This is a genomic window from Lysobacter capsici, assembly GCF_018732085.1.
GTDB lineage: Bacteria > Pseudomonadota > Gammaproteobacteria > Xanthomonadales > Xanthomonadaceae > Lysobacter > Lysobacter capsici_A.
In genome coordinates, this window is sequence record NZ_CP076103.1 from 2,850,121 (window position 1) to 2,867,584 (window position 17,464).

17 protein-coding genes and 1 pseudogene are annotated in these 17,464 nt (G+C 67.3%); 14 read left to right on the forward strand and 4 right to left on the reverse strand.

The window, feature by feature from the left end:
• Positions 1-250 precede the first annotated feature (250 nt).
• Complete coding sequence (gene lolA / locus KME82_RS12155) at positions 251-886, forward strand: outer membrane lipoprotein chaperone LolA (RefSeq protein ID WP_215498732.1); 636 nt, start codon at positions 251-253, stop codon at positions 884-886.
• 107 nt (positions 887-993) lie between these two features.
• On the opposite strand, the gene KME82_RS12160 is transcribed toward lolA, so the two are convergent.
• Positions 994-1,473, reverse strand: a complete 480-nt coding sequence (locus tag KME82_RS12160; RefSeq protein WP_215498733.1) for a GNAT family N-acetyltransferase — start codon at positions 1,471-1,473, stop codon at positions 994-996.
• A 250-nt stretch (positions 1,474-1,723) separates the two neighbouring features.
• On the opposite strand from KME82_RS12160, the gene KME82_RS12165 reads away from it, so the two are divergent.
• Positions 1,724-2,047, forward strand: a complete 324-nt coding sequence (locus tag KME82_RS12165) for a hypothetical protein (RefSeq protein ID WP_215498734.1) — start codon at positions 1,724-1,726, stop codon at positions 2,045-2,047.
• Between the two features lie 206 nt (positions 2,048-2,253).
• Here KME82_RS12165 and KME82_RS12170 read toward each other — a convergent pair whose 3' ends face one another.
• Positions 2,254-3,222, reverse strand: a complete 969-nt coding sequence (locus tag KME82_RS12170; RefSeq protein ID WP_215498735.1) for a LysR family transcriptional regulator — start codon at positions 3,220-3,222, stop codon at positions 2,254-2,256.
• Between the two features lie 155 nt (positions 3,223-3,377).
• Here KME82_RS12170 and KME82_RS12175 point away from each other — a divergent pair, with 155 nt between their 5' ends.
• Positions 3,378-4,175: an alpha/beta fold hydrolase gene (locus tag KME82_RS12175; RefSeq protein WP_215498736.1), complete on the forward strand. Its 798-nt coding sequence runs from the start codon at positions 3,378-3,380 to the stop codon at positions 4,173-4,175.
• A gap of 248 nt (positions 4,176-4,423) precedes the next feature.
• On the opposite strand, the pseudogene KME82_RS12180 reads toward KME82_RS12175, so the two are convergent.
• Positions 4,424-4,945, reverse strand: a pseudogene (locus tag KME82_RS12180) (glycoside hydrolase family 108 protein); the annotation flags it as partial.
• 455 nt (positions 4,946-5,400) lie between these two features.
• Here KME82_RS12180 and KME82_RS12185 point away from each other — a divergent pair.
• Both KME82_RS12185 and KME82_RS12190 read left to right on the forward strand, forming a co-directional pair.
• Positions 5,401-6,681, forward strand: a complete 1,281-nt coding sequence (locus KME82_RS12185) for a replication-associated recombination protein A (protein ID WP_215499056.1) — start codon at positions 5,401-5,403, stop codon at positions 6,679-6,681.
• A 266-nt stretch (positions 6,682-6,947) separates the two neighbouring features.
• On the forward strand, positions 6,948-7,346 hold the full coding sequence (locus KME82_RS12190) for a fluoride efflux transporter FluC (protein ID WP_215498738.1): 399 nt from the start codon (positions 6,948-6,950) through the stop codon (positions 7,344-7,346).
• A gap of 75 nt (positions 7,347-7,421) precedes the next feature.
• On the opposite strand, the gene KME82_RS12195 is transcribed toward KME82_RS12190, so the two are convergent.
• Positions 7,422-7,685 carry a hypothetical protein gene (locus KME82_RS12195; protein WP_215498739.1) on the reverse strand — a complete coding sequence of 88 codons (264 nt, stop codon included), beginning with the start codon at positions 7,683-7,685 and terminating at the stop codon, positions 7,422-7,424.
• A 322-nt stretch (positions 7,686-8,007) separates the two neighbouring features.
• On the opposite strand from KME82_RS12195, the gene KME82_RS12200 reads away from it, so the two are divergent.
• The 9 genes from KME82_RS12200 to KME82_RS12240 all read left to right on the forward strand — a co-directional run bounded on the left by KME82_RS12200 (position 8,008) and on the right by KME82_RS12240 (position 17,345).
• Entirely contained in the window at positions 8,008-8,763 is a 756-nt protein-coding gene (locus KME82_RS12200) for a SapC family protein (RefSeq protein ID WP_215498740.1), read from the forward strand.
• A 302-nt stretch (positions 8,764-9,065) separates the two neighbouring features.
• Positions 9,066-9,380, forward strand: coding sequence for a hypothetical protein (locus KME82_RS12205; protein ID WP_215498741.1), 315 nt, complete (start codon positions 9,066-9,068; stop codon positions 9,378-9,380).
• Between the two features lie 327 nt (positions 9,381-9,707).
• Positions 9,708-11,300, forward strand: coding sequence for a ShlB/FhaC/HecB family hemolysin secretion/activation protein (locus KME82_RS12210; RefSeq protein WP_215498742.1), 1,593 nt, complete (start codon positions 9,708-9,710; stop codon positions 11,298-11,300).
• A gap of 100 nt (positions 11,301-11,400) precedes the next feature.
• Positions 11,401-13,233: a DUF2341 domain-containing protein gene (locus KME82_RS12215; RefSeq protein ID WP_215498743.1), complete on the forward strand. Its 1,833-nt coding sequence runs from the start codon at positions 11,401-11,403 to the stop codon at positions 13,231-13,233.
• Positions 13,230-13,634: an ExbD/TolR family protein gene (locus KME82_RS12220; protein WP_036102888.1), complete on the forward strand. Its 405-nt coding sequence runs from the start codon at positions 13,230-13,232 to the stop codon at positions 13,632-13,634. The genes KME82_RS12215 and KME82_RS12220 overlap by 4 nt, the downstream gene beginning before the upstream one ends.
• Positions 13,635-13,647: 13 nt before the next feature.
• Positions 13,648-14,316: a cell envelope integrity protein TolA gene (locus KME82_RS12225; RefSeq protein ID WP_215498744.1), complete on the forward strand. Its 669-nt coding sequence runs from the start codon at positions 13,648-13,650 to the stop codon at positions 14,314-14,316.
• Between the two features lie 49 nt (positions 14,317-14,365).
• On the forward strand, positions 14,366-16,099 hold the full coding sequence (locus KME82_RS12230) for a putative porin (RefSeq protein ID WP_215498745.1): 1,734 nt from the start codon (positions 14,366-14,368) through the stop codon (positions 16,097-16,099).
• A 173-nt stretch (positions 16,100-16,272) separates the two neighbouring features.
• The gene (locus KME82_RS12235; protein WP_215498746.1) at positions 16,273-16,992 is read left to right on the forward strand and encodes a hypothetical protein; all 720 of its coding nucleotides are present in this window, start codon (positions 16,273-16,275) and stop codon (positions 16,990-16,992) included.
• Positions 16,993-17,021: 29 nt separating this feature from the next.
• Positions 17,022-17,345, forward strand: a complete 324-nt coding sequence (locus tag KME82_RS12240) for a hypothetical protein (RefSeq protein ID WP_215498747.1) — start codon at positions 17,022-17,024, stop codon at positions 17,343-17,345.
• Positions 17,346-17,464: the final 119 nt, after the last annotated feature.

A 17,464-nucleotide genomic window follows, 5' to 3' on the forward strand; every position in this document is an offset into this window, starting at 1 on the left:
GGGTAAGCGTCGCTAGAAGCAAGCGCTGGCCGCTTGCAGGCGCCGAGGTCTTTTGTGGGAGGGGCTTCAGCCCCGATGCTTTTCGATCAGCAGTGCCGAATGTTCGGGCTACCTGACCGGAAAGCATCGGGGCTGAAGCCCCTCCCACAAAAGACCTTCCATTGCGCCCGGTAAACCGCGCGGCCCGGCGTCGATACCGCGTTCAGGCTCGCCTGTTCACACTGCCGCCATCGTCATTGAGGAGCTTCCCGTGAACCGTCTCGTCCGCCATGCCGCCATCGCGCTTTCGCTGTCCACGGCCTTGTTCGCCGGCGCCGCCACGGCCGGCGCGCGCGAGGACCTGGGCAGCTTCACCCGCGGCCTCAAGGGGCTCGACGGTCAGTTCGCCCAGCAGGTGTTCGACACCAACGGCAAGCTCAAGGAATCCTCCAGTGGCCAGGTCGCGCTGTCGGCGCCGCGCCTGTTTCGCTGGGAATACACCAAGCCCTACCCGCAGCTGATCGTCGCCGACGGCAAGAAGGTCTGGGTCTACGAGCCCGACCTGCAGCAGGTCAGCGTGCGCCCGCAAGGCGTCGAGGAACAGAACAGCCCGCTTGCCGCGTTGATCGACCCGAGCAAGCTCGATGCGATGTTCGTGGTCAAGGACAACGGCAGCCGCAGCGGTCTGAACTGGCTGGCGCTGGAGCCCAAGACCCCGGGCGATGCCAGCTTCCGCAACGCCAAGCTCGGCTTCAACGCCAGCGGCCTGGCCAAGATGGAAATCGTCGACGCGCTGGGCCAGAAGACCGAGATCAGCTTCAGCGGCTGGAAGCGCAACCCGAGCTTCCCGGCGAGCACCTTCAAATACACCCCGGCCAAGGGCGTGGATGTGATCGGCGAAGGCTGAGGCGCGCAGCACCGCGCAGCGAACAAGAAACGCGGGCTTCGGCCCGCGTTTTTATTGCCTGGCGTTCGCGATGGATGCCGCGTAACGAAACGGGCGTGCGCCGTGCCTCAAGGCGTCAGCGATTTCTCGTAACGGATCGTGGTCAGGCCACTGTTCCACTCCTCGTCGGGATAACGTGCCACCTCGACGTAGCCCAGCGCGAGATACAACCGCTGGCTGCCTTCGTTGAAGGTATCGGTTTCCAGCGCCGCCAGCGCGATGCCGTCGGCGCGCATCTGCGCCTCCAGCCCGGCCATCAGGGCGCGGGCGACACCGCGCCGACGCCCGGCGGCGGCCACGTGCAGCGAATCGACGAAGCCGGCGTCGCGGTTGCCGAAGCCGACCACCGCGCCGTCGAGTTCGGCGACCAGAAACGCGGGCAGGACTGTATCGACGAAGGTCTCGGCCACGCGCCGCCGGTGGTAGTCGTCGATCGCCGCGGCGCTCAGCTGTGGGCGCCAGGTGTCGGCGAAGGTTTCGGCGAGTATCGCCAGCAGGACGGCGCGGTCTTCGCGGCGGGCGGGGCGGATCGTTACGGGTGAGGGCATGGTCTGGCTCGGTCGGACGCCACTGCGGGGTTGGCGAAGCTGGATGCGATTGTAGGGGCGATGCATCGCGCCCACGTCGATGCGGGGTGTGCGCAAGCTGCCGCATCATCGCGGCGGCTCACGCGTCGCGGCGCGCGGCCGGTCGTTATCGTGAGGTTCCAGGCCCGGCGATCGACACGGACGCTCAGTGCGATGAACCTCGCCGCACTTTTGCAAGATCCGCGAACGCTCCGAAGCATGGCTGACCGCGATGCACTGGACACGCGACGAATTGCTGGCGATCACGGTGGAATTCGAGCACTGGGATCAGTCCTGCCGCCGGCGCCGGGTCGAATTGCATTGCCGCTCGCCGACGCAGGCGCATTGCCAACTCGGCGGCGTCCGCGAGATCGCGTGCGATTCCAGTCATCCCTTGCGGCTCAATCACCAGGGACCGCAGTCGCAGTTGTTCTTTTCCAGCGTGGCCGCTTCGGCCGGCGAGGTCTGTCTGGCCGTGCATGCGGCGATCGCGTCGTCGTCGCAAGGCTGGCGCGACCCGGCCAGCGTGCTGTGCTATCCGGCCGAGCGTTCCTAGCGCTTGCTGGCCAGCGGCAACGGCATGCTCGCGCGAGGGCCGGACGCGGTGATCCAGGCGCTGGCGCAGGCGTTGAGCGGCGTGTTGCGGGTCAATGCGGTGCCGCCGCCTACGCTGGACGGCAGCGAGAAGAAGTTGGTGTTGACCCTGGACAGGCGTTGGGTCGTGTGCGATTCGCTGGAGGCGATCGAACTGGACGAGAAGGCTCAGGCGCGCGCGCCGCGTCGCTTGCCGGCGCTCGCGCGCTTGCGCGCCAAGGATGCCGCCGGCTCCAGTTCGGCCCGCAATCGCGGCGCGCGTTCGCGAATGCAGTCCCACAACCGGTTCGCCACCGGCCCCTGCGGCCGATCGCTGCGCCGCGCCGCGACCAGTTCCTCGCTACCGCCCGGCAGATGACGGCCGGCGATGGACTGCAGGCGGCCGTCATCGAGCTCTTGTTCGATCAGGAACCGCGGCAGGTGACCCCAACCCATGCCGTGCAGGATCACTTCCTTCTTCATCAGTTGATCGGCGACCACGCACTGGTGCGCGCCTTCGATCATGAAGTAGTTGATGTCGGGCGAATGGCGCGCGGTGTCGCGCATGACGCATTGGGTGACATCGCGCATCTGCGCCGGGGTGATCGCGCGGGTGACCGGAAACGGCAGCAGGCCCGGCGCGACCACCGGCAGCAGCGGGACCGTGCACAGGTCGATCCATTCCAGGCGCGGGTCGGTCTTGTCGATGCGGTGCACGATCAGGTCGGCGTCGCCGTCGAACAGGCGCTCCCACGGGCCGGTCACCGCTTCGAAGTGCAGGTGCAGGCGGGTGCCGGGGCATTGGCTGAAGAAGGCGCTGAGCAGGGCGAGCAACTGCGGGCGCGGGCACAGGTCGCCGATCACTACCCGCAGTTCGCTTTCCTCGCCCATGGCCAGTTGCGCGGCATGGGAGCGCAGTTGTTCGGACTCGCGCAGCAGCGCCTGGGCGCGGCGATGCAGCGAGCGGCCGGCGTCGGTCGGTTGCACGCGGTAGCCGCTGCGGTCGAGCAGGCGCAGGCCGAGCTGGGTTTCCAGCCGGGCGACCGCGGCGAACACCGCCGGGTGCGAGCGGTGCAGCACGGTCGCGGCCGCCTGGAAGCCGCCGGCGCGGATCACCGCATCGAAGCATTGCAGGTCGTGCAGGGTGAAAGCGCTCATGTCCGGTTTTCTTACAAAGTGTGTGCGATCTTTGTAATATCAGTTCGGCTCGGCCGCAATCACTCTGGTCGCCACGGCAACCGCCGTTGCAGAGGCGAGCCGGCCGGCGACATCCGGCGCGGCGCTTCCAAGCACCGTATCCAGAGGCGCCGATCATGAACGACCTGTCTTTTGTCACCGCCGGCGACGGCACCCGCATCGCTTATCGCATCGACGGCGCGGCCGGCCTGCCGGTGCTGATGCTGTCGAATTCGATCGGCACCGACTTGCGCATGTGGGATGGGCAGGTCGAGGCGCTGGCCCGGCATTTCCGCGTCCTGCGCTACGACACCCGCGGCCACGGCGCGTCCGGGGTTCCGCTCGGAGCCTATTCGATGGATCGCCTGGGCCGCGATGCGATCGAATTGCTCGATGCCTTGAATATCGAGCGCGTGCATTTCCTGGGCTTGTCGCTGGGCGGCTTCATCGGCCAGTGGCTCGGCGTGCATGCGCCGGAGCGGATCGACCGCCTGATCCTCAGCAACACCTCGTCCTATCTCGGCCCGGCCGGGCAATGGGACGAACGCATCGCGTCGGTGCTGGGCGCGGCGGACATGGGCGAGACCGCGCAGATGTTCCTGGGCCATTGGTTTCCGAAGTCCATGCTCGACGCCGGGCTACCGATCGTCGAAACCTTCCGCGCCATGCTGCTGGCGACCGATCGCCAGGGGCTGGCCGGTTCGTACGCGGCGGTGCGCGACGCCGACCTGCGCCGCACGATCGCGCTGATCGATCGCCCCACGCTGGTGATCGCCGGCCAATACGACACCGTGACCGCGGCCAGTCACAGCGACGCGATCGCGGCGACGGTGCCGGGCGCGAAACTTCTGGTGCTGCCGGCGGTGCATCTGGGCAATATCGAGTTCCCGGAGGAGTTCGCCGCCGCGGTGCTGGAGTTTCTGGGCGCGGCTTGAGCGATGCGGCGTTGTCGGCAGCATCGTCAGGTGCGAGGCATGCGGTGCCCGACGAACGATGCAGTGGGAACGAGCGCGTTCGCGATTGCGCTTTGCGCTTGCATCGGCAAGAGAGCGGCTAAACGCAACGAAGGCGAGCGACGTCACGTCGTCGTCCGGCTCCCGCTCACCGCATCGAAAATGGATGACGCGGCCCAGCGTCCGGGGCCGTTGTTCGCCTTGCCCGGCGTGGCCGCTGCGTTGCTCGGCACCTGCGGCGGAAACCACAGCACCCGGTTGAGCCAGCCGCTGAGGAAACGGCGCAGCACCGGGTGAGTTCCGGCGAGGTTGCGGTAGTAGTCGATCCGGCCCTGGCGATAGCGCACGTACAGCGCGGCCTGATCGGCGCGTTGCAGCGCGCCGAGGGTCTGCGGACCGAAGCGACCGTCAGCGGTCAGTGGCGGGCCGAGCAACTGCTGCAACAGCGCGATCGCGTGGAAGCCGGCGTTGACGGAGAAGTCGAACACGATCTCGGCCAGGAACTGCAGTTCGATCGCGTCGCCGTCGATCGGATCCCAGTAGATCTTGCGGTAGATCGCCCCGGCCTGCGCGGCGTCGAGCGCGCGCAGGTTGGCCAGGGTCGGCGCCACGCCGAGCAGGGGATGCGCGTAGTGCTGGAAGGTGCTCAGGGTGATGCCCAGATTGGTCGCGCCGCCGGGATCGGCCGGGTCGTCGACCCAGCCGCCTTCGAACTTGAGCAGTTGCGGGAGATACAGGTCGAAATTCGCCATCCGTCGGGCTCCATCGGCAAGGAAGGTGATGGCTGCGGCGCGCGAAGCGGTCGCGCGGCTGCCGATGCGCGGCGCGCATACGGGTATCAACGCCGTGGCTGTGGGCGTGTGAGTGCGGATGTGGGCGGTTGCCGAGCGGCGCATGTCGGCCAGGAGGACGGGGATGCCGGCGCAGGAAGGCCGCGGCGGCCCGCGCAACGCGCCGTCACGGCCGCGGCCCGCCGTCGCTCGCGCAGCGGATTACGCCCCGCGCCGGCCCGGGCCGCGGCCGCGCCGGCCGCATCCGGCAAACCCCATTCGCATCCCGCCGCGGCCGATCTTGTTATCGTGTCCGCCCCCGCGAACCTGCAACAGGACCCCTTCGAGCAGTGGCCCGCCGCACCACCCCGACCGCCGCCGACCGCCCCGACCTGCTCAGTGTCGATCGCGACGGCCTGCGTCCGCTGGCCGAGCGCATGCGCCCGCGCACCCTGGACGAAATGGTCGGCCAGCGCCGCTTGCTCGCGCCGGGCTCGGCCTTGCGCCGCGCGGTCGAGTCGGGACGCGTGCATTCGATGATCCTGTGGGGCCCGCCGGGCTGCGGCAAGACCACCCTGGCGCTGCTGCTGGCGCATTACTCCGACGCCGAGTTCAAGGCGATCTCGGCGGTGCTGTCGGGTTTGCCGGAGGTGCGCCAGGTGCTGGCCGAGGCCGCGCACCGCTTCGCCGACGGCCGCCGCACGGTGCTGTTCGTCGACGAGGTCCACCGATTCAACAAGACCCAGCAGGACGCGTTCCTGCCGCATATCGAACGCGGCACCATCGTTTTCGTCGGCGCGACCACCGAGAACCCTTCGTTCGAACTCAATTCGGCGCTGCTGTCGCGCTGCCGCGTGCACGTGATGGAGGCGGTGTCGCCCGACGACATCGCCCAGACCTTGCGGCGTGCGTTGCAGGACCCCACGCGCGGCCTGGGCGAGCAGACGATCCGGGTCGAGGACGAGTTGCTGATGCAGATCGCCACCGCCGCCGACGGCGACGTGCGACGCGCGCTGACCCTGCTGGAAATCGCCGCCGAACTGGCCGCCGACGAAGACGGCGCAATCACCGCGAACACGCTGGCGCAAGTCCTGGCCGACCGCACCCGCCGCTTCGACAAGGGCGGCGAGCAGTTCTACGACCAGATCTCGGCGTTGCACAAGTCGGTGCGCAGTTCCAATCCGGACGCGGCGCTGTACTGGTTCGCGCGCATGCTCGACGGCGGCTGCGACCCGCATTACCTGGCGCGGCGCCTGACCCGGATGGCGGTCGAGGACATCGGCCTGGCCGATCCGCGTGCCTTGCAGATGTCGGTGGACGCCTGGGACACCTACGACCGGCTGGGCAGCCCCGAGGGCGATCTGGCCCTGGCCCAGGTGGTGATCTACTTGGCGAGCACGGCCAAATCCAATGCCGCGTATGCCGCGTTCAACGCGGCCAAGCGCGACGTGGTCGAGCACGGCACCCAGGACGTCCCGCTGCACCTGCGCAATGCGCCGACCAAGCTGATGAAGCAGTTGGGGTATTCGAAGGGCTATCAGTACGACCACGATGCCGAGGGCGGCATCGCCCTGGATCAGACCGGTTTTCCCGATGCGATGGGCGAGCGGGTGTATTACCAGCCGGTCGAGCGCGGGCTGGAGATCAAGCTGCGCGAGAAGCTGAGCCGGTTGCGGGCGCAGCGCGAGCAGGCGCGGGGTGAGGGCGACGACGAATGAATTCGCAAGCGCAGCGTAGCCGCGAGGTCTTTTGTGGGAGGGGCTTCAGCCCCGATGCTTTTCGCTCAGGAGTGGTGCACCCAGGCAATCTGAGCGAAAAGCATCGGGGCTGAAGCCCCTCCCACAAAATATTTCGGACTTGCGACGCTGTTTGTATTGACGCTGCATCGTCGATGTCGATGTCGATGTTGTTGTTGTTGTTGTTGTTGCCGTTGCTTGCACCACCGCCTGCACCGGCGCCATTCGAGCACCCAGGGAGCCACCGGATGACCCGCACCGCCTTGCTGCAATTGCTTGCCGTCGGCCTGGGTGGCGCGTTCGGCGCGATGCTGCGCCACGGCGCCAATGCGCTGCTGCCGCGCGCGTCGGCGCCGTGGCCGGCGTTGTCGACCCTGTGCGTCAACGTGGTCGGCTGCCTGTGCGCGGGTTTGCTCTTGGTCTGGCTCGGTCAGCGCGACGATGCGGATTTCTGGCGCGCGCTGTTGCTGACCGGCGTGCTCGGCGGCCTGACCACGTTCTCGGCGTTCGGCGTGGACCTGCTCGCGCTGCTGCGCGCGGCGCGCTACGACTGGCTGGCGCTGACGATCGCGGCGCATGTCGGCCTGGGCCTGCTGGCGATCGTGATCGGCTGGCGGGTCGGGCAATCGCTGTGGCCGAAGCTGTGAGGGCGGCAGCCGGCGTCCGCGATCGATGAACTGGCCGGCGGCCGTTGCATCCGCGCGCGCCGCCGCGAGCCGTGCTTACTCCAGCGTCGGATTCGGCCGCACCCGGGTCATCCGCAGCACCTCGTCGCTGGGCGCCTGCGACTTGTTGGCCAGCACCTGCTGCAGCGATTCGACCTCGGCCCAGACCATATGCTGCAAGGCCTGCAGCAAGGTGGTGCCGGCGTCCGACAGGGACAGCCGGCCGTCCTGGCTCAGGGCCAGCCCGTCCTCGATCAGCGCATGTTTCATATGGCTGGTTTCCGGCTGCACCCCGCGCTGCAGTCCCACCAGCACGCTCAACAGAGCGTGTTCCCGCAATGACACCTTGAACAAAGCCTGTTCCCCTCTCGCATAAAGGGCACACAGGTCTTTTGTGTGCCGCAAATCACGATATGGGAGCCGATGTGATGACACCTTTGACAGGCGTCAATGCACGCGAAAGTGGCTTTTTATGAGTGCCTGGGCCACGCCGACGATGCTATGCGCCGGCCTTGCCGATGCCGCCGGGTCGGGGCGGCATGTCTTCCTGGCGTTGTAACTGTCACCTTGATCGCGCATCTTCGCCGCACCCGCCCCGGCGGCGGGACCTCGCCCCGGCTTAGCCACCAGGAACTGGAACACCATGCTGATTTACGACCGCGTCGTACCGTTGAACCGCCACACCCATCGCCGCCTGCGCCTGCGCACGGCCACGCACAATGCCCGTTTCGCCGCCCAGCTCAATTCGGTGCCGCTGACCACGGTCGAGTTCCCGCACGCCGCGTCCGAGTACACGATCGTGTTCGCGCGCCTGGAGAACGGCGATTTTCTGCCGGCGGTGGTGGTCGGCCTGCGCAACCAGCACAACCTGTATGTCGATGAGAATTCGCGCTGGAAGCGCGGCTACGTGCCGGCGTTCCTGCGCCAATACCCGTTCATGCTGGCCGAGGACCGCGACAGCGGCACGCTGACGGTCTGCGTGGACATGGCCTACGACGGCCTGTCGGAAGAGGACGGCGACCTGCTGTTCAAGGAAGACGGCGAAGACAGCGAGAACCTCGCACGGGCGATGGGTTTCCTGTCCGACTTCCACAGCGAGTTCAAGCGCACCGCGGCGTTCACCGCGCGCCTGAAGGAACTGGACTTGCTGGAGCAGCGCGTGATCCGTTTCGGCGGGGAAGGCCAGCAGCGCGAACTCGGCGGCGTCTATGTGGTTTCCGAAGAGCGCCTGCTCAAGCTCGGCGACGCGGTGATTCCGGACCTGTTGCGCACCGGTGCGCTCGGCTTGATCTACACGCACCTGGTGTCGATGCAGAACCTCGAGCGTTTGTCGGTGCTCGAGCAGGAAGATGCGGCGAAGGCTGCGGCCGCGCCGAGCGCAAGCGGCTCGGCGAACTAGCCGCGCCGCTTTTGCCGTTGCCGTTCCCCCCTTTGTAAAAGGGGGGCGAGGGGGATTTGCTTTTGCTTTGAGGCAACGCCAGCCGAACGAGCAAGATCAAAAGCAAATCCCCCGCATCCGCTGCACGGATGCCGCCCCCTTTTTCAAAGGGGGCACCAGCCCGCCACTGCCGCGGAATTCGCGGTCAGTCTCGATCTGGAAAGACAGCTGGCCGGCTGGAGAGGCAGCCGGCCGGCGTGGGCGATATACCCGACCGCCTTTCGACGCATCCACGGCGCGAACCCAGCACGCCCGGTACACCGATGCGGCTGGTTTCGGTACCCGAACACGTCGCCAACGACAGCCTTGCGCACATGCCACTGCCACAAATCGGTAATGCCGAATTCGCCGTGCGCATCGACGCTGTTGCAAGTGGCACGGCGACACATTCCAAGCCGATCGATGCGATGGTCATGCACAGTTGCGTTGCGGATCGTTTGTCGCGAAGTCGGACGCCGCGTTTCGCCGCGAGCGATCGCCAGCGACGGATCATTCCGATCGCATCGGCCGATGATGTTGCGTATCCGCAACATCAATCGATCAAGCTCGGCACGCGCGCGCAATCACGCCGCGGATAAAACACCACGAAACCCGAGCAAACGAACGAATCGACAGCGTTCGCGAGAGTCCGCGAAAACAAATGTATCGAACCTGCAACTACAACGCGCAACATTTCTCACCTGTGTGATACCGCTCATCTCGCAATGAGATGGCAGGTGATCCAGTGCGTAATTCGCTGGTCACCGCAGCAACTTGTGACATTCGGCCTCGATCATTGACAGCCACATGACCAAGTTTATGTGCCTTGTCATGTAGCAGTTCCAACACCGTCACATAGCGAACCTACCTTTGCGCGGTCTGCCGACCGGTACTCGGGACGGCGCAACAGGGATGGTTTCGGCTCGATGTCTCTACGCCTCATCGCAGCCGTCGGACTGAGCTTGCTCGGACCGGCGCGCTTACACGCGCAGGAAACCTCGACGGCGGCGCAAGCCGCCGCGCCGATCGCTCGCTTCGACGTGATGGCCTACCAGGTGCTCGGCAACAGCCAGCTGAGCAATCTCGATATAGAAAAGGCGGTGTACCCGCATCTGGGGCCGCAGCGCAGCGAACAGGATGTCGAAGCCGCGCGCGCCGCGTTGCAGGCGCTGTACGACCATAAGGGCTTTCCGACCGTCAGCGTGGTGATCCCGGAGCAGGACGCGTCCACCGGCCTGGTCACCTTGCAGGTCAACGAACAGAAGGTCGGCCGGCTGCGGGTCAACGGCGCGGATTACTTTTCGCCCGACGACATCGAGCGCGCCGCGCCGTCGCTGGCGCAAGGCCAGGTGCCGAATTTCAAGGACGTGCAGCGCGATATCGTTGCGCTGAACCAATGGCCCGATCGCCGCGTCACCCCGGAGATCAAGGCCGGCGCCACGCCGAACACGGTCGATGTCGACCTCAATGTCGAAGACAGCCTGCCGCTGCACGGCTCGCTGGAACTCAACAACCGCAACAGCGCCAACACCACCGAGCAACGCCTCGCGGCGAGCGTGCGCTACGACAATCTGTGGCAGCGCGGCCACAGCATCAGCCTGTCGGCGCAGATCGCGCCGCAGCGGCGTTCGGACGCCGAAGTGTTCTCGGCCTCGTACCTGGCGCGCTTCGGCGCCTCGCCTTATTCATTGCTCGGCTACGCGGTGCGCAGCAAGAGCGACATCGCGGTGGTCGGCGATCTCAACGTGATCGGCAACGGCACCCTGGCCGGCGTGCGGCTGATGCGTTCGTTCGCCGCGCGCGAAGGCTTCTTCCACTCGTTGAGCCTGGGTCTGGACTACAAGGACTTCAACGAGAACCTGGTGCAGGGCGCCGACCGCGGTTCGGTGCCGATCGAATACCTGCCGATCAGCGTCAACTACAACGCCGACTGGGTGAAAGAGCGCTCGGTCAGCGACCTGGCCCTGTCGGCGGTGTTCAACCTGCGCGGCGTCGGCGACGGCCGCGCTGCGTTCGACGCCAAGCGCTATCAGGCGCAGCCGAATTTCTTCTACCTGCGCGCCTCCGGTTCGCACACCTGGAAATACAGCAACGACGCGCAGTTGATGCTGCGCCTGCAAAGCCAGTTCGCCGGCGAGCCGTTGATCAGCAACGAGCAATTCAGCATCGGCGGCCTCGACAGCGTGCGCGGCTATTACGAATCCGAATCGCTCGGCGACCTGGGCGCGGCGGCAACGCTTGAAGCGCGCACGCCGTCGTTCTCCGATTCGCTCGGCGATGCGTTCCAGGAACTGCGCCTGCGCGCGTTCGTCGATGCCGGTTATGCGCGGATCAACGATCCGCTGCCCGATCAGCTGCGCAGCGAGACCCTGGTCAGCGCCGGCTTCGGCGCATCGCTGAAAGCCTTCGGTCATTTCAACGGCTCGGTCGATGTCGCCAAGCCGCTGTCCAGCCCCAACGGCCGCGACCGCAAACCCGATGGGGTCGAAGTCGGCGTACGCCTGTGGGGCGAGTTCTGACCATGCAACACCGGTGCGCCGCCCTCGCGGGCGTCGCGACCTGTTGATTTGCCGGCCCGGCGCGCATGCGGGGCCGAACTACACCTACTGGGGATGTGTCGTGAACCGATTGCGCGTGATGCTGGCCACTGTGTTGTTGTTGCTCTCGCTGCCGGCGATGGCGGCCTCGTGGTGGGACGGCAAGTGGAACTACCGGGCCAAGGTCGATCTCAACACCACCTCGGCCGGCGCCGGCGTGAGCGAACCCGGCGGCCGCACCCAGGTACTGGTGCGCCTGCACTCGGGCAACTTCAATTTCGCCGACGCCAAGGAAGACGGCAGCGACGTGCGTTTCATCGCCGCTGACGACCGCACGCCGCTGAAGTACCACTTCGAGAAATACGACGGCCTGGTCGATCAGGTCGCGCTGGCCTGGGTCGATCTGCCGGACCTGCAAGCCAACGCGGCGGCGTCGATCTACGTCTACTTCGGCAACCCCGAAGCGACGCCGGGCAGCGACGCCAAGGGTAGCTACGACGCCGACAGCGTCGCGGTGTATCACTTCGCCGACCAGGGCACCGCCGGCAACGACCAGACCGCCTACGCCAACAACGCGCGGCCGCCGTTGACCCTGGCCCAGGCCGCGTTGATCGGTTCGGGCCTGCAGATGAACGGCCAGACGCCGTTGAACGTGCCGGCCTCGTCGTCGTTGAACATCACCGCCGCGCAGGCGTTGACGGTGTCGGCCTGGATAAAACCGGCCGCGGCGAACGCGAGCGGCGTGATCGTGGCCTTGCCCGGCGCGCTGACCGTGTTGCTCGACGCGGGCGTGCTGTACGCCGAAGTGCCGAGCGCCGCCGGCGTGCTGCGCACCTCCGCCGGCGCGCCGTTGACCGGTGACAGTTGGGCGCACGTCGCGGTACGCGCCGGCGACAACAAGGTGACGGTGTACCTCAACGGCGCGCCGGTCGGCGAAGTCGCCGCGGCCTTGCCGGCGGCGAACGCGGGCCTGTCGATCGGCGGCGAGAAAGCCGCCGACGGCAACGCTGCGCGCGCCAATTTCATCGGCCTGATCGACGAAGTGCAGGTGTCGAAAATCGCCCGTCCGGTCGGCCTGATCCAGGCCGCCGCGCACAGCCAGGGCCTGGACGCGCGCCTGCTTACGTTCCAGCCGGTCGAACAACGCTCCGGCGATGGCGGCCACAACTACTTCGGCATCTTGTTCAGCGCGCTGACCGTCGATGCCTGGATCGTGATCGTGATCCTCGGCTTCATGGCGGTGATCTCGTGGTGGGTGATGATCGGCAAGGGCGTGTTCGTCAACGCCACCGCCAAGGCCAACGAGCGCTTCCTGCAGGCGTTCCGCAAGTACGCCGGCGAGTACCCGCTGCACGACGCCGCCTGGGTCAAGGGCGCGCAGGACAGCGGCCCGCTCAACGGCGAAAAATCCAATCTCGCGCGCTTGCTCGAAGTCGGCCTGGAAGAACTGCGCAACCGCGTCGCCGCCGGCGGCGGACGTTCGGTGGTGCGCACCCAGTCGATCGCCGCGATCCGTTCCGCGCTCGACGCCGCCGCGGTGCGCGAAGGCCAGCGCCTGAACAAGATGATGGTGCTGCTGACCATCGCGATTTCCGGCGGCCCCTTCCTCGGCCTGCTCGGCACCGTGGTCGGCGTGATGATCACCTTCGCCGCGGTCGCCGCGGCCGGCGACGTCAACATCAACGCGATCGCGCCCGGCATCGCCGCGGCGCTGCTGGCGACCGTCGCCGGCCTGGCCGTCGCGATCCCGGCGCTGTTCGGCTACAACTATCTGCTCAGCCGCACCGAAGCGATCGGCGCGGATATGCAGGTGTTCGTCGACGAACTGGAAAAGCGCATCGCCGAAGACTATGCCGGCGACGCGCCGCTGCCGTCGCAGCTGACCCGCAGCGTGTCGACGGAGACGCTGCCGTGAAGGTGCAGGGCAAGAAACCCTACGACGACATCAACATCACGCCGATGCTGGATCTGGCTTACGTGCTGCTGGTGATCTTCATCATCATGACCACCGCGGCGGTGCAGGGGATCAAGGTCGACCTGCCCAAGGCCAGCGCGAGCCAGCCGCTGTCGGTGCCCAAGACCAAGGTGATCGCGATCGACAACGCCGGCCAGCTCAGCATCGACGCGGTGCCGGTCAGCATGAGCGAGCTCGAACAGCAACTGCGCAACGCGCTGGCCAACGACGCCGAACTGCCGGTGATCCTGCGCGGCGATCGCGCGGTGCAGTACGACAAGGTCATGGCGGTGCTGGACCTGTGCAGCAAGCTCGGCATTTCCTCGATCGGTCTGGCGTCGCAGCGCCAGGCCGCCGGTTGAGCGGGCGGGGATCGTGAGCCGTTCCTACGGACAACCTTCGCGCTGGTCGCGCGCGCTCACCGTGCTCGGCGCGCTGGGCGTGTTCGCGGTGCTCGCGTGGCTGGTGTGGTCGCTGATGCAGGATGCCGGCCCGACCCAGAAGCGCATGCCGCCGCGGATCACCCAGGTGATCCTGCCGCCGCCTCCACCGCCGCCGCCTCCGCCGCAACCCGACAAGGTGCCGGAGGAAGAAAAACTGGTCGAGAACACGCCGTTCGAATCGCTCGATCCGCCCAAGGACGACTCGGCCGATCCGCCGGGCGATCCGCTCACCGCCGACGCCGGACCGGGTTCGAACGAATTCGGCCTGACCCCGGGCAGCGGCGGTGGCGGCACCCGCATCGGCGGCAAGGGCGGTGGCGGCAATCCGTATGCCGGCTATGCCGCGATGGTCCAGCGCAACGTGCAGCAGTACCTGCAGCGCGACGAGAAAACCCGCAAGGGCCGCTATTCGGCGACCGTCGCGATGTGGCTCAACGCCGACGGCACGATCCAGCGTTCGCAGGTGATCACCTCCACCGGCAAGCCCGACCTCGACCGCGCCATCGTCGCCGCCTTGCAGGGCCGCGCGCTGCCGCAGCCGCCGCCGGAGCAGATGCCGCAACCGATCAACCTGCGCATCGGCGCCATTTCGCCGGGCTAGCGCTGTGAGCGCGCCCGAATGTTTCGTCTTCGTCTCACCGGGAACCACCATGACCGCATTGTCCAATCCGCATCGCCGCTTCACGCTGAGCGCATTGACACTGAGCGCATTGACGCTGGCGCTGGCCGCGCTGTGCATGACGCCCGCCCTGGCCGCGCCGCCGGTCGACGCGTCCAAGATCAGCCCCGAAGTCACCCTCAAGCTCATCGATCTGCTGGTCGCCAAAGGCGTGATGACGCGCGAGCAGGCCGACGACTTGATCGCCGAGGCGAGCGCCAGCGCCGCGACCCGGCCTGCGACGGCGGTGGCCGCGCAGCCGGCGTACCAGACCGCGCCCGGCGCGGTGGTCGTGCCGTACATTCCCGAAGTCGTGCGTCAGCAGATCAAGGACGAACTGCGCGCGGAAGTCACCCAGCAGGCCAAGAGCGAAGGCTGGGCGGCGCCGAACGCGCTGCCCGAATGGACCCAGCGCATCAGCGTCTACGGCGACCTGCGCGCGCGCGCCGAGGACGTGCTCAACGACGGCGAGAACTACAACGACTTCCCGAATTTCGGCATGCTCAACGCCGGCACCGGTTACGACGTCAACGATCCGCTGTCCAATCCGCTGCCGACCGTCAACACCACCAAGAACCGCGGCCGCATGCGCATGCGCGCGCGCCTGGGCGTCCACGCGCAGATCGCCGACTGGGTCGAGGCCGACCTGCGCATGGCCACCGGCAGCGACCGCAGCCCGGTGTCGACCAACCAGACCCTCGGCGCCGGCGGCAATCTGTCCAAGTACTCGCTGTGGCTCGATCGCGCCTACCTGCGGCTCAAGCCGACCGACTGGCTGACCGCCGACATCGGCCGCGCGCCCAGTCCGTTCTGGACCAGCGATCTGCTGTTCGACACCGACTTGGGCTTCGACGGCGTGGCGGTCAAGACCGAGTTCGATCTGGGCCCGGATTTCCATCCCTACGTCAACGTCGGCGCGTTCCCGATCTTCAACACCGACTTCGATTTCGGCTCGACCCAGCGCGCCGACAAGGCCAGCAGCCGCGACAAATGGCTGTACGGCGTGCAGGCCGGCGCGGACTGGAAATTCAGCGACGACGTGAAACTGAAGTTCGGCCTGGGGTATTTCCTGTTCGACCACATCAACGGCGAGCGCTCGTCGCCGTGCATCGCGCCGACCTCCAAGGACGTGTGCGACACCGATCTGTCGCGGCCGCAGTTCCAGCAGTTCGGCAACACCATGTTCGCGATCCGCGACATCGTGCCGGCCTCGGGCGCGCCCGACGGCCCGCAGTTGCAGTACTTCGGCTACGCCAGCGAATTCGGCGTGGCCAACCTGCACGCGGCGCTGGAGATCGCCAGCTTCGATCCGGTCAAGATCGTGATCGAGGCCGACGTGGTCAAGAACCTCAAGTACGACGCCAAGCGCATCCAGGCGCTCGGCCCGCTCAACAACTTCAAGCCCAACATCGAGCCGCTGCAGCACGACGGCGGCGACAGCGGTTACTACGTCAACCTGCTGGTCGGTCAGCCGAAGATCGCCAAGGCCTGGGACTGGAACGCGAGCATCGGCTACAAGCGCCTGGAATCCGACGCCGTGCCGGACGCCTTCACCGATTCGGACTTCCACCTGGGCGGCACCAACGCGCGCGGCTTCATCGTCGGCGGCGCGCTTGGCCTGGCGCGCAACACCTGGCTGGGGCTGCGCTGGCTCAGCGCGAACGAGATGACCGGTGCGCCGTATTCGGTGGACGTGGTCCAGCTCGATCTCAGTACTGAATTCTGAGCACGGGAGCGATGAAGATGCGTCTGCATCCTGAGCGTTTGTGTGCGTCGAACCCATCGGGTTGCGATGCGATGGTGTCGAGGGCGACCGGCGCGGCGGTGACGCGCATGCCTGCCCGTGCGGTACGCATGCCTGATCCGAACCGGATTGTGCGTCGTTCGATCGCCCGCGGCTTGTCGCTGTCACTGGCGCTGACGCTGTGTTTCGTCGTGCCCGGCGCGCAGGCGCAGACCGCCAACGAGACCCGCCTGCGCGATGCGCTGCGCGACACCGGCGCGCGCCTGCGCACCGCCGAAGCCGCACTGGCCGCGCAGCAGGCGGCGACCGCCTCGGCCGAGCGCGAGCGCGACGCGCTCAAGGCCCAGGCCGCGAAACCTGCGGTGCGCGACGACAGCGCACGGCTGGCGGCGTTGCAGCGACAGATCGAGCAGAACGCGGCCGCGTCCGAGCAAGCGCGCGCGAGCGCCGGCAAGTGGCAGGCGGCGCAACAGCAGGCCGCGCAGCTGGCGCAACAGAAGGAAGCCGAGCGCATTGCGCTGGCCAAGCAGCTCGATGCGGCGCAGGCGCAGTCGGCGCGTTGCGCGACCGGCACCCAGGCCTTGTACGACACCGGGCGCGAGCTGGCCGGGCTGTATCGCGATCCGGCCTTCATCGCGTTCGTGCGTTCGCGCGGTTTCGGACCGCTCGGGTTCAACCGGGTCGAGAAGGAGAACCAGGTGCGTACGCTCGAAGACAAGCTCGATCGTCAGCGCGATGCGCTGGCGCAGTGCGCGGGCGATGCCGGTGTGCGCGCGGCCGATGCTTCGGCGGGCGCGGATGCCGGTGCGGCGGTGGATCGCGGCACGAGCGGCGATCGCATGGCCGGCGATACAGGCAAGTCGGGCGGCGGATGAATTGTCGGCGCGCCCTCGTCGCAGCCGTGATGCTGGCCGCCGGGTCGGCGGGCGCGCAGCAGCGTCTGTTGCCGGCGTCCAAGCCGGTCACGGCGCCGTGCGTGCAGGTGCGCATCGGCAACGACGAAGCGGGGCGCTGGTCGTGTCTCAATCAGGCGCTCAAGGCCGAGGTCGACAAGGTCGCGCCGGTGATCGCCGACGAACCGCCCGGCGATCGCATCGCTCCGATCGGACTGGGCTTGGCGACGCCGGCCGCGACTCGGCAGCGATTGGGCGATCAATACGGCCGTTCGGTCGTACCGCAGCGTCCCGCGCGGCAGTTCGCGCCGCCCGCGTTGAGGCCGGTGCGCTGATCGTCATGACTACGCCCACGTCACCTGTCAGCGACCCCGCCTTTCCTCCCTTTGAAAAAGGGGGGCTGGGGGGGATTTGCTTTTGCTTTGAGCAGGCGTACACGGCGACGACAAGAACA

Coding starts and splice junctions, on each gene's coding strand:
- KME82_RS12160 (WP_215498733.1), bottom strand. CDS start 1,473: ATGCCCTCACCCGTAACGATCCGCCCCGCCCGCCGCGAAGACCGCGCC.
- KME82_RS12165 (WP_215498734.1), top strand. CDS start 1,724: ATGCACTGGACACGCGACGAATTGCTGGCGATCACGGTGGAATTCGAG.
- KME82_RS12170 (WP_215498735.1), bottom strand. CDS start 3,222: ATGAGCGCTTTCACCCTGCACGACCTGCAATGCTTCGATGCGGTGATC.
- KME82_RS12175 (WP_215498736.1), top strand. CDS start 3,378: ATGAACGACCTGTCTTTTGTCACCGCCGGCGACGGCACCCGCATCGCT.
- KME82_RS12185 (WP_215499056.1), top strand. CDS start 5,401: ATGCGCCCGCGCACCCTGGACGAAATGGTCGGCCAGCGCCGCTTGCTC.
- KME82_RS12190 (WP_215498738.1), top strand. CDS start 6,948: ATGACCCGCACCGCCTTGCTGCAATTGCTTGCCGTCGGCCTGGGTGGC.
- KME82_RS12200 (WP_215498740.1), top strand. CDS start 8,008: ATGCTGATTTACGACCGCGTCGTACCGTTGAACCGCCACACCCATCGC.
- KME82_RS12205 (WP_215498741.1), top strand. CDS start 9,066: ATGCGGCTGGTTTCGGTACCCGAACACGTCGCCAACGACAGCCTTGCG.
- KME82_RS12210 (WP_215498742.1), top strand. CDS start 9,708: ATGTCTCTACGCCTCATCGCAGCCGTCGGACTGAGCTTGCTCGGACCG.
- KME82_RS12230 (WP_215498745.1), top strand. CDS start 14,366: ATGACCGCATTGTCCAATCCGCATCGCCGCTTCACGCTGAGCGCATTG.
- KME82_RS12240 (WP_215498747.1), top strand. CDS start 17,022: ATGCTGGCCGCCGGGTCGGCGGGCGCGCAGCAGCGTCTGTTGCCGGCG.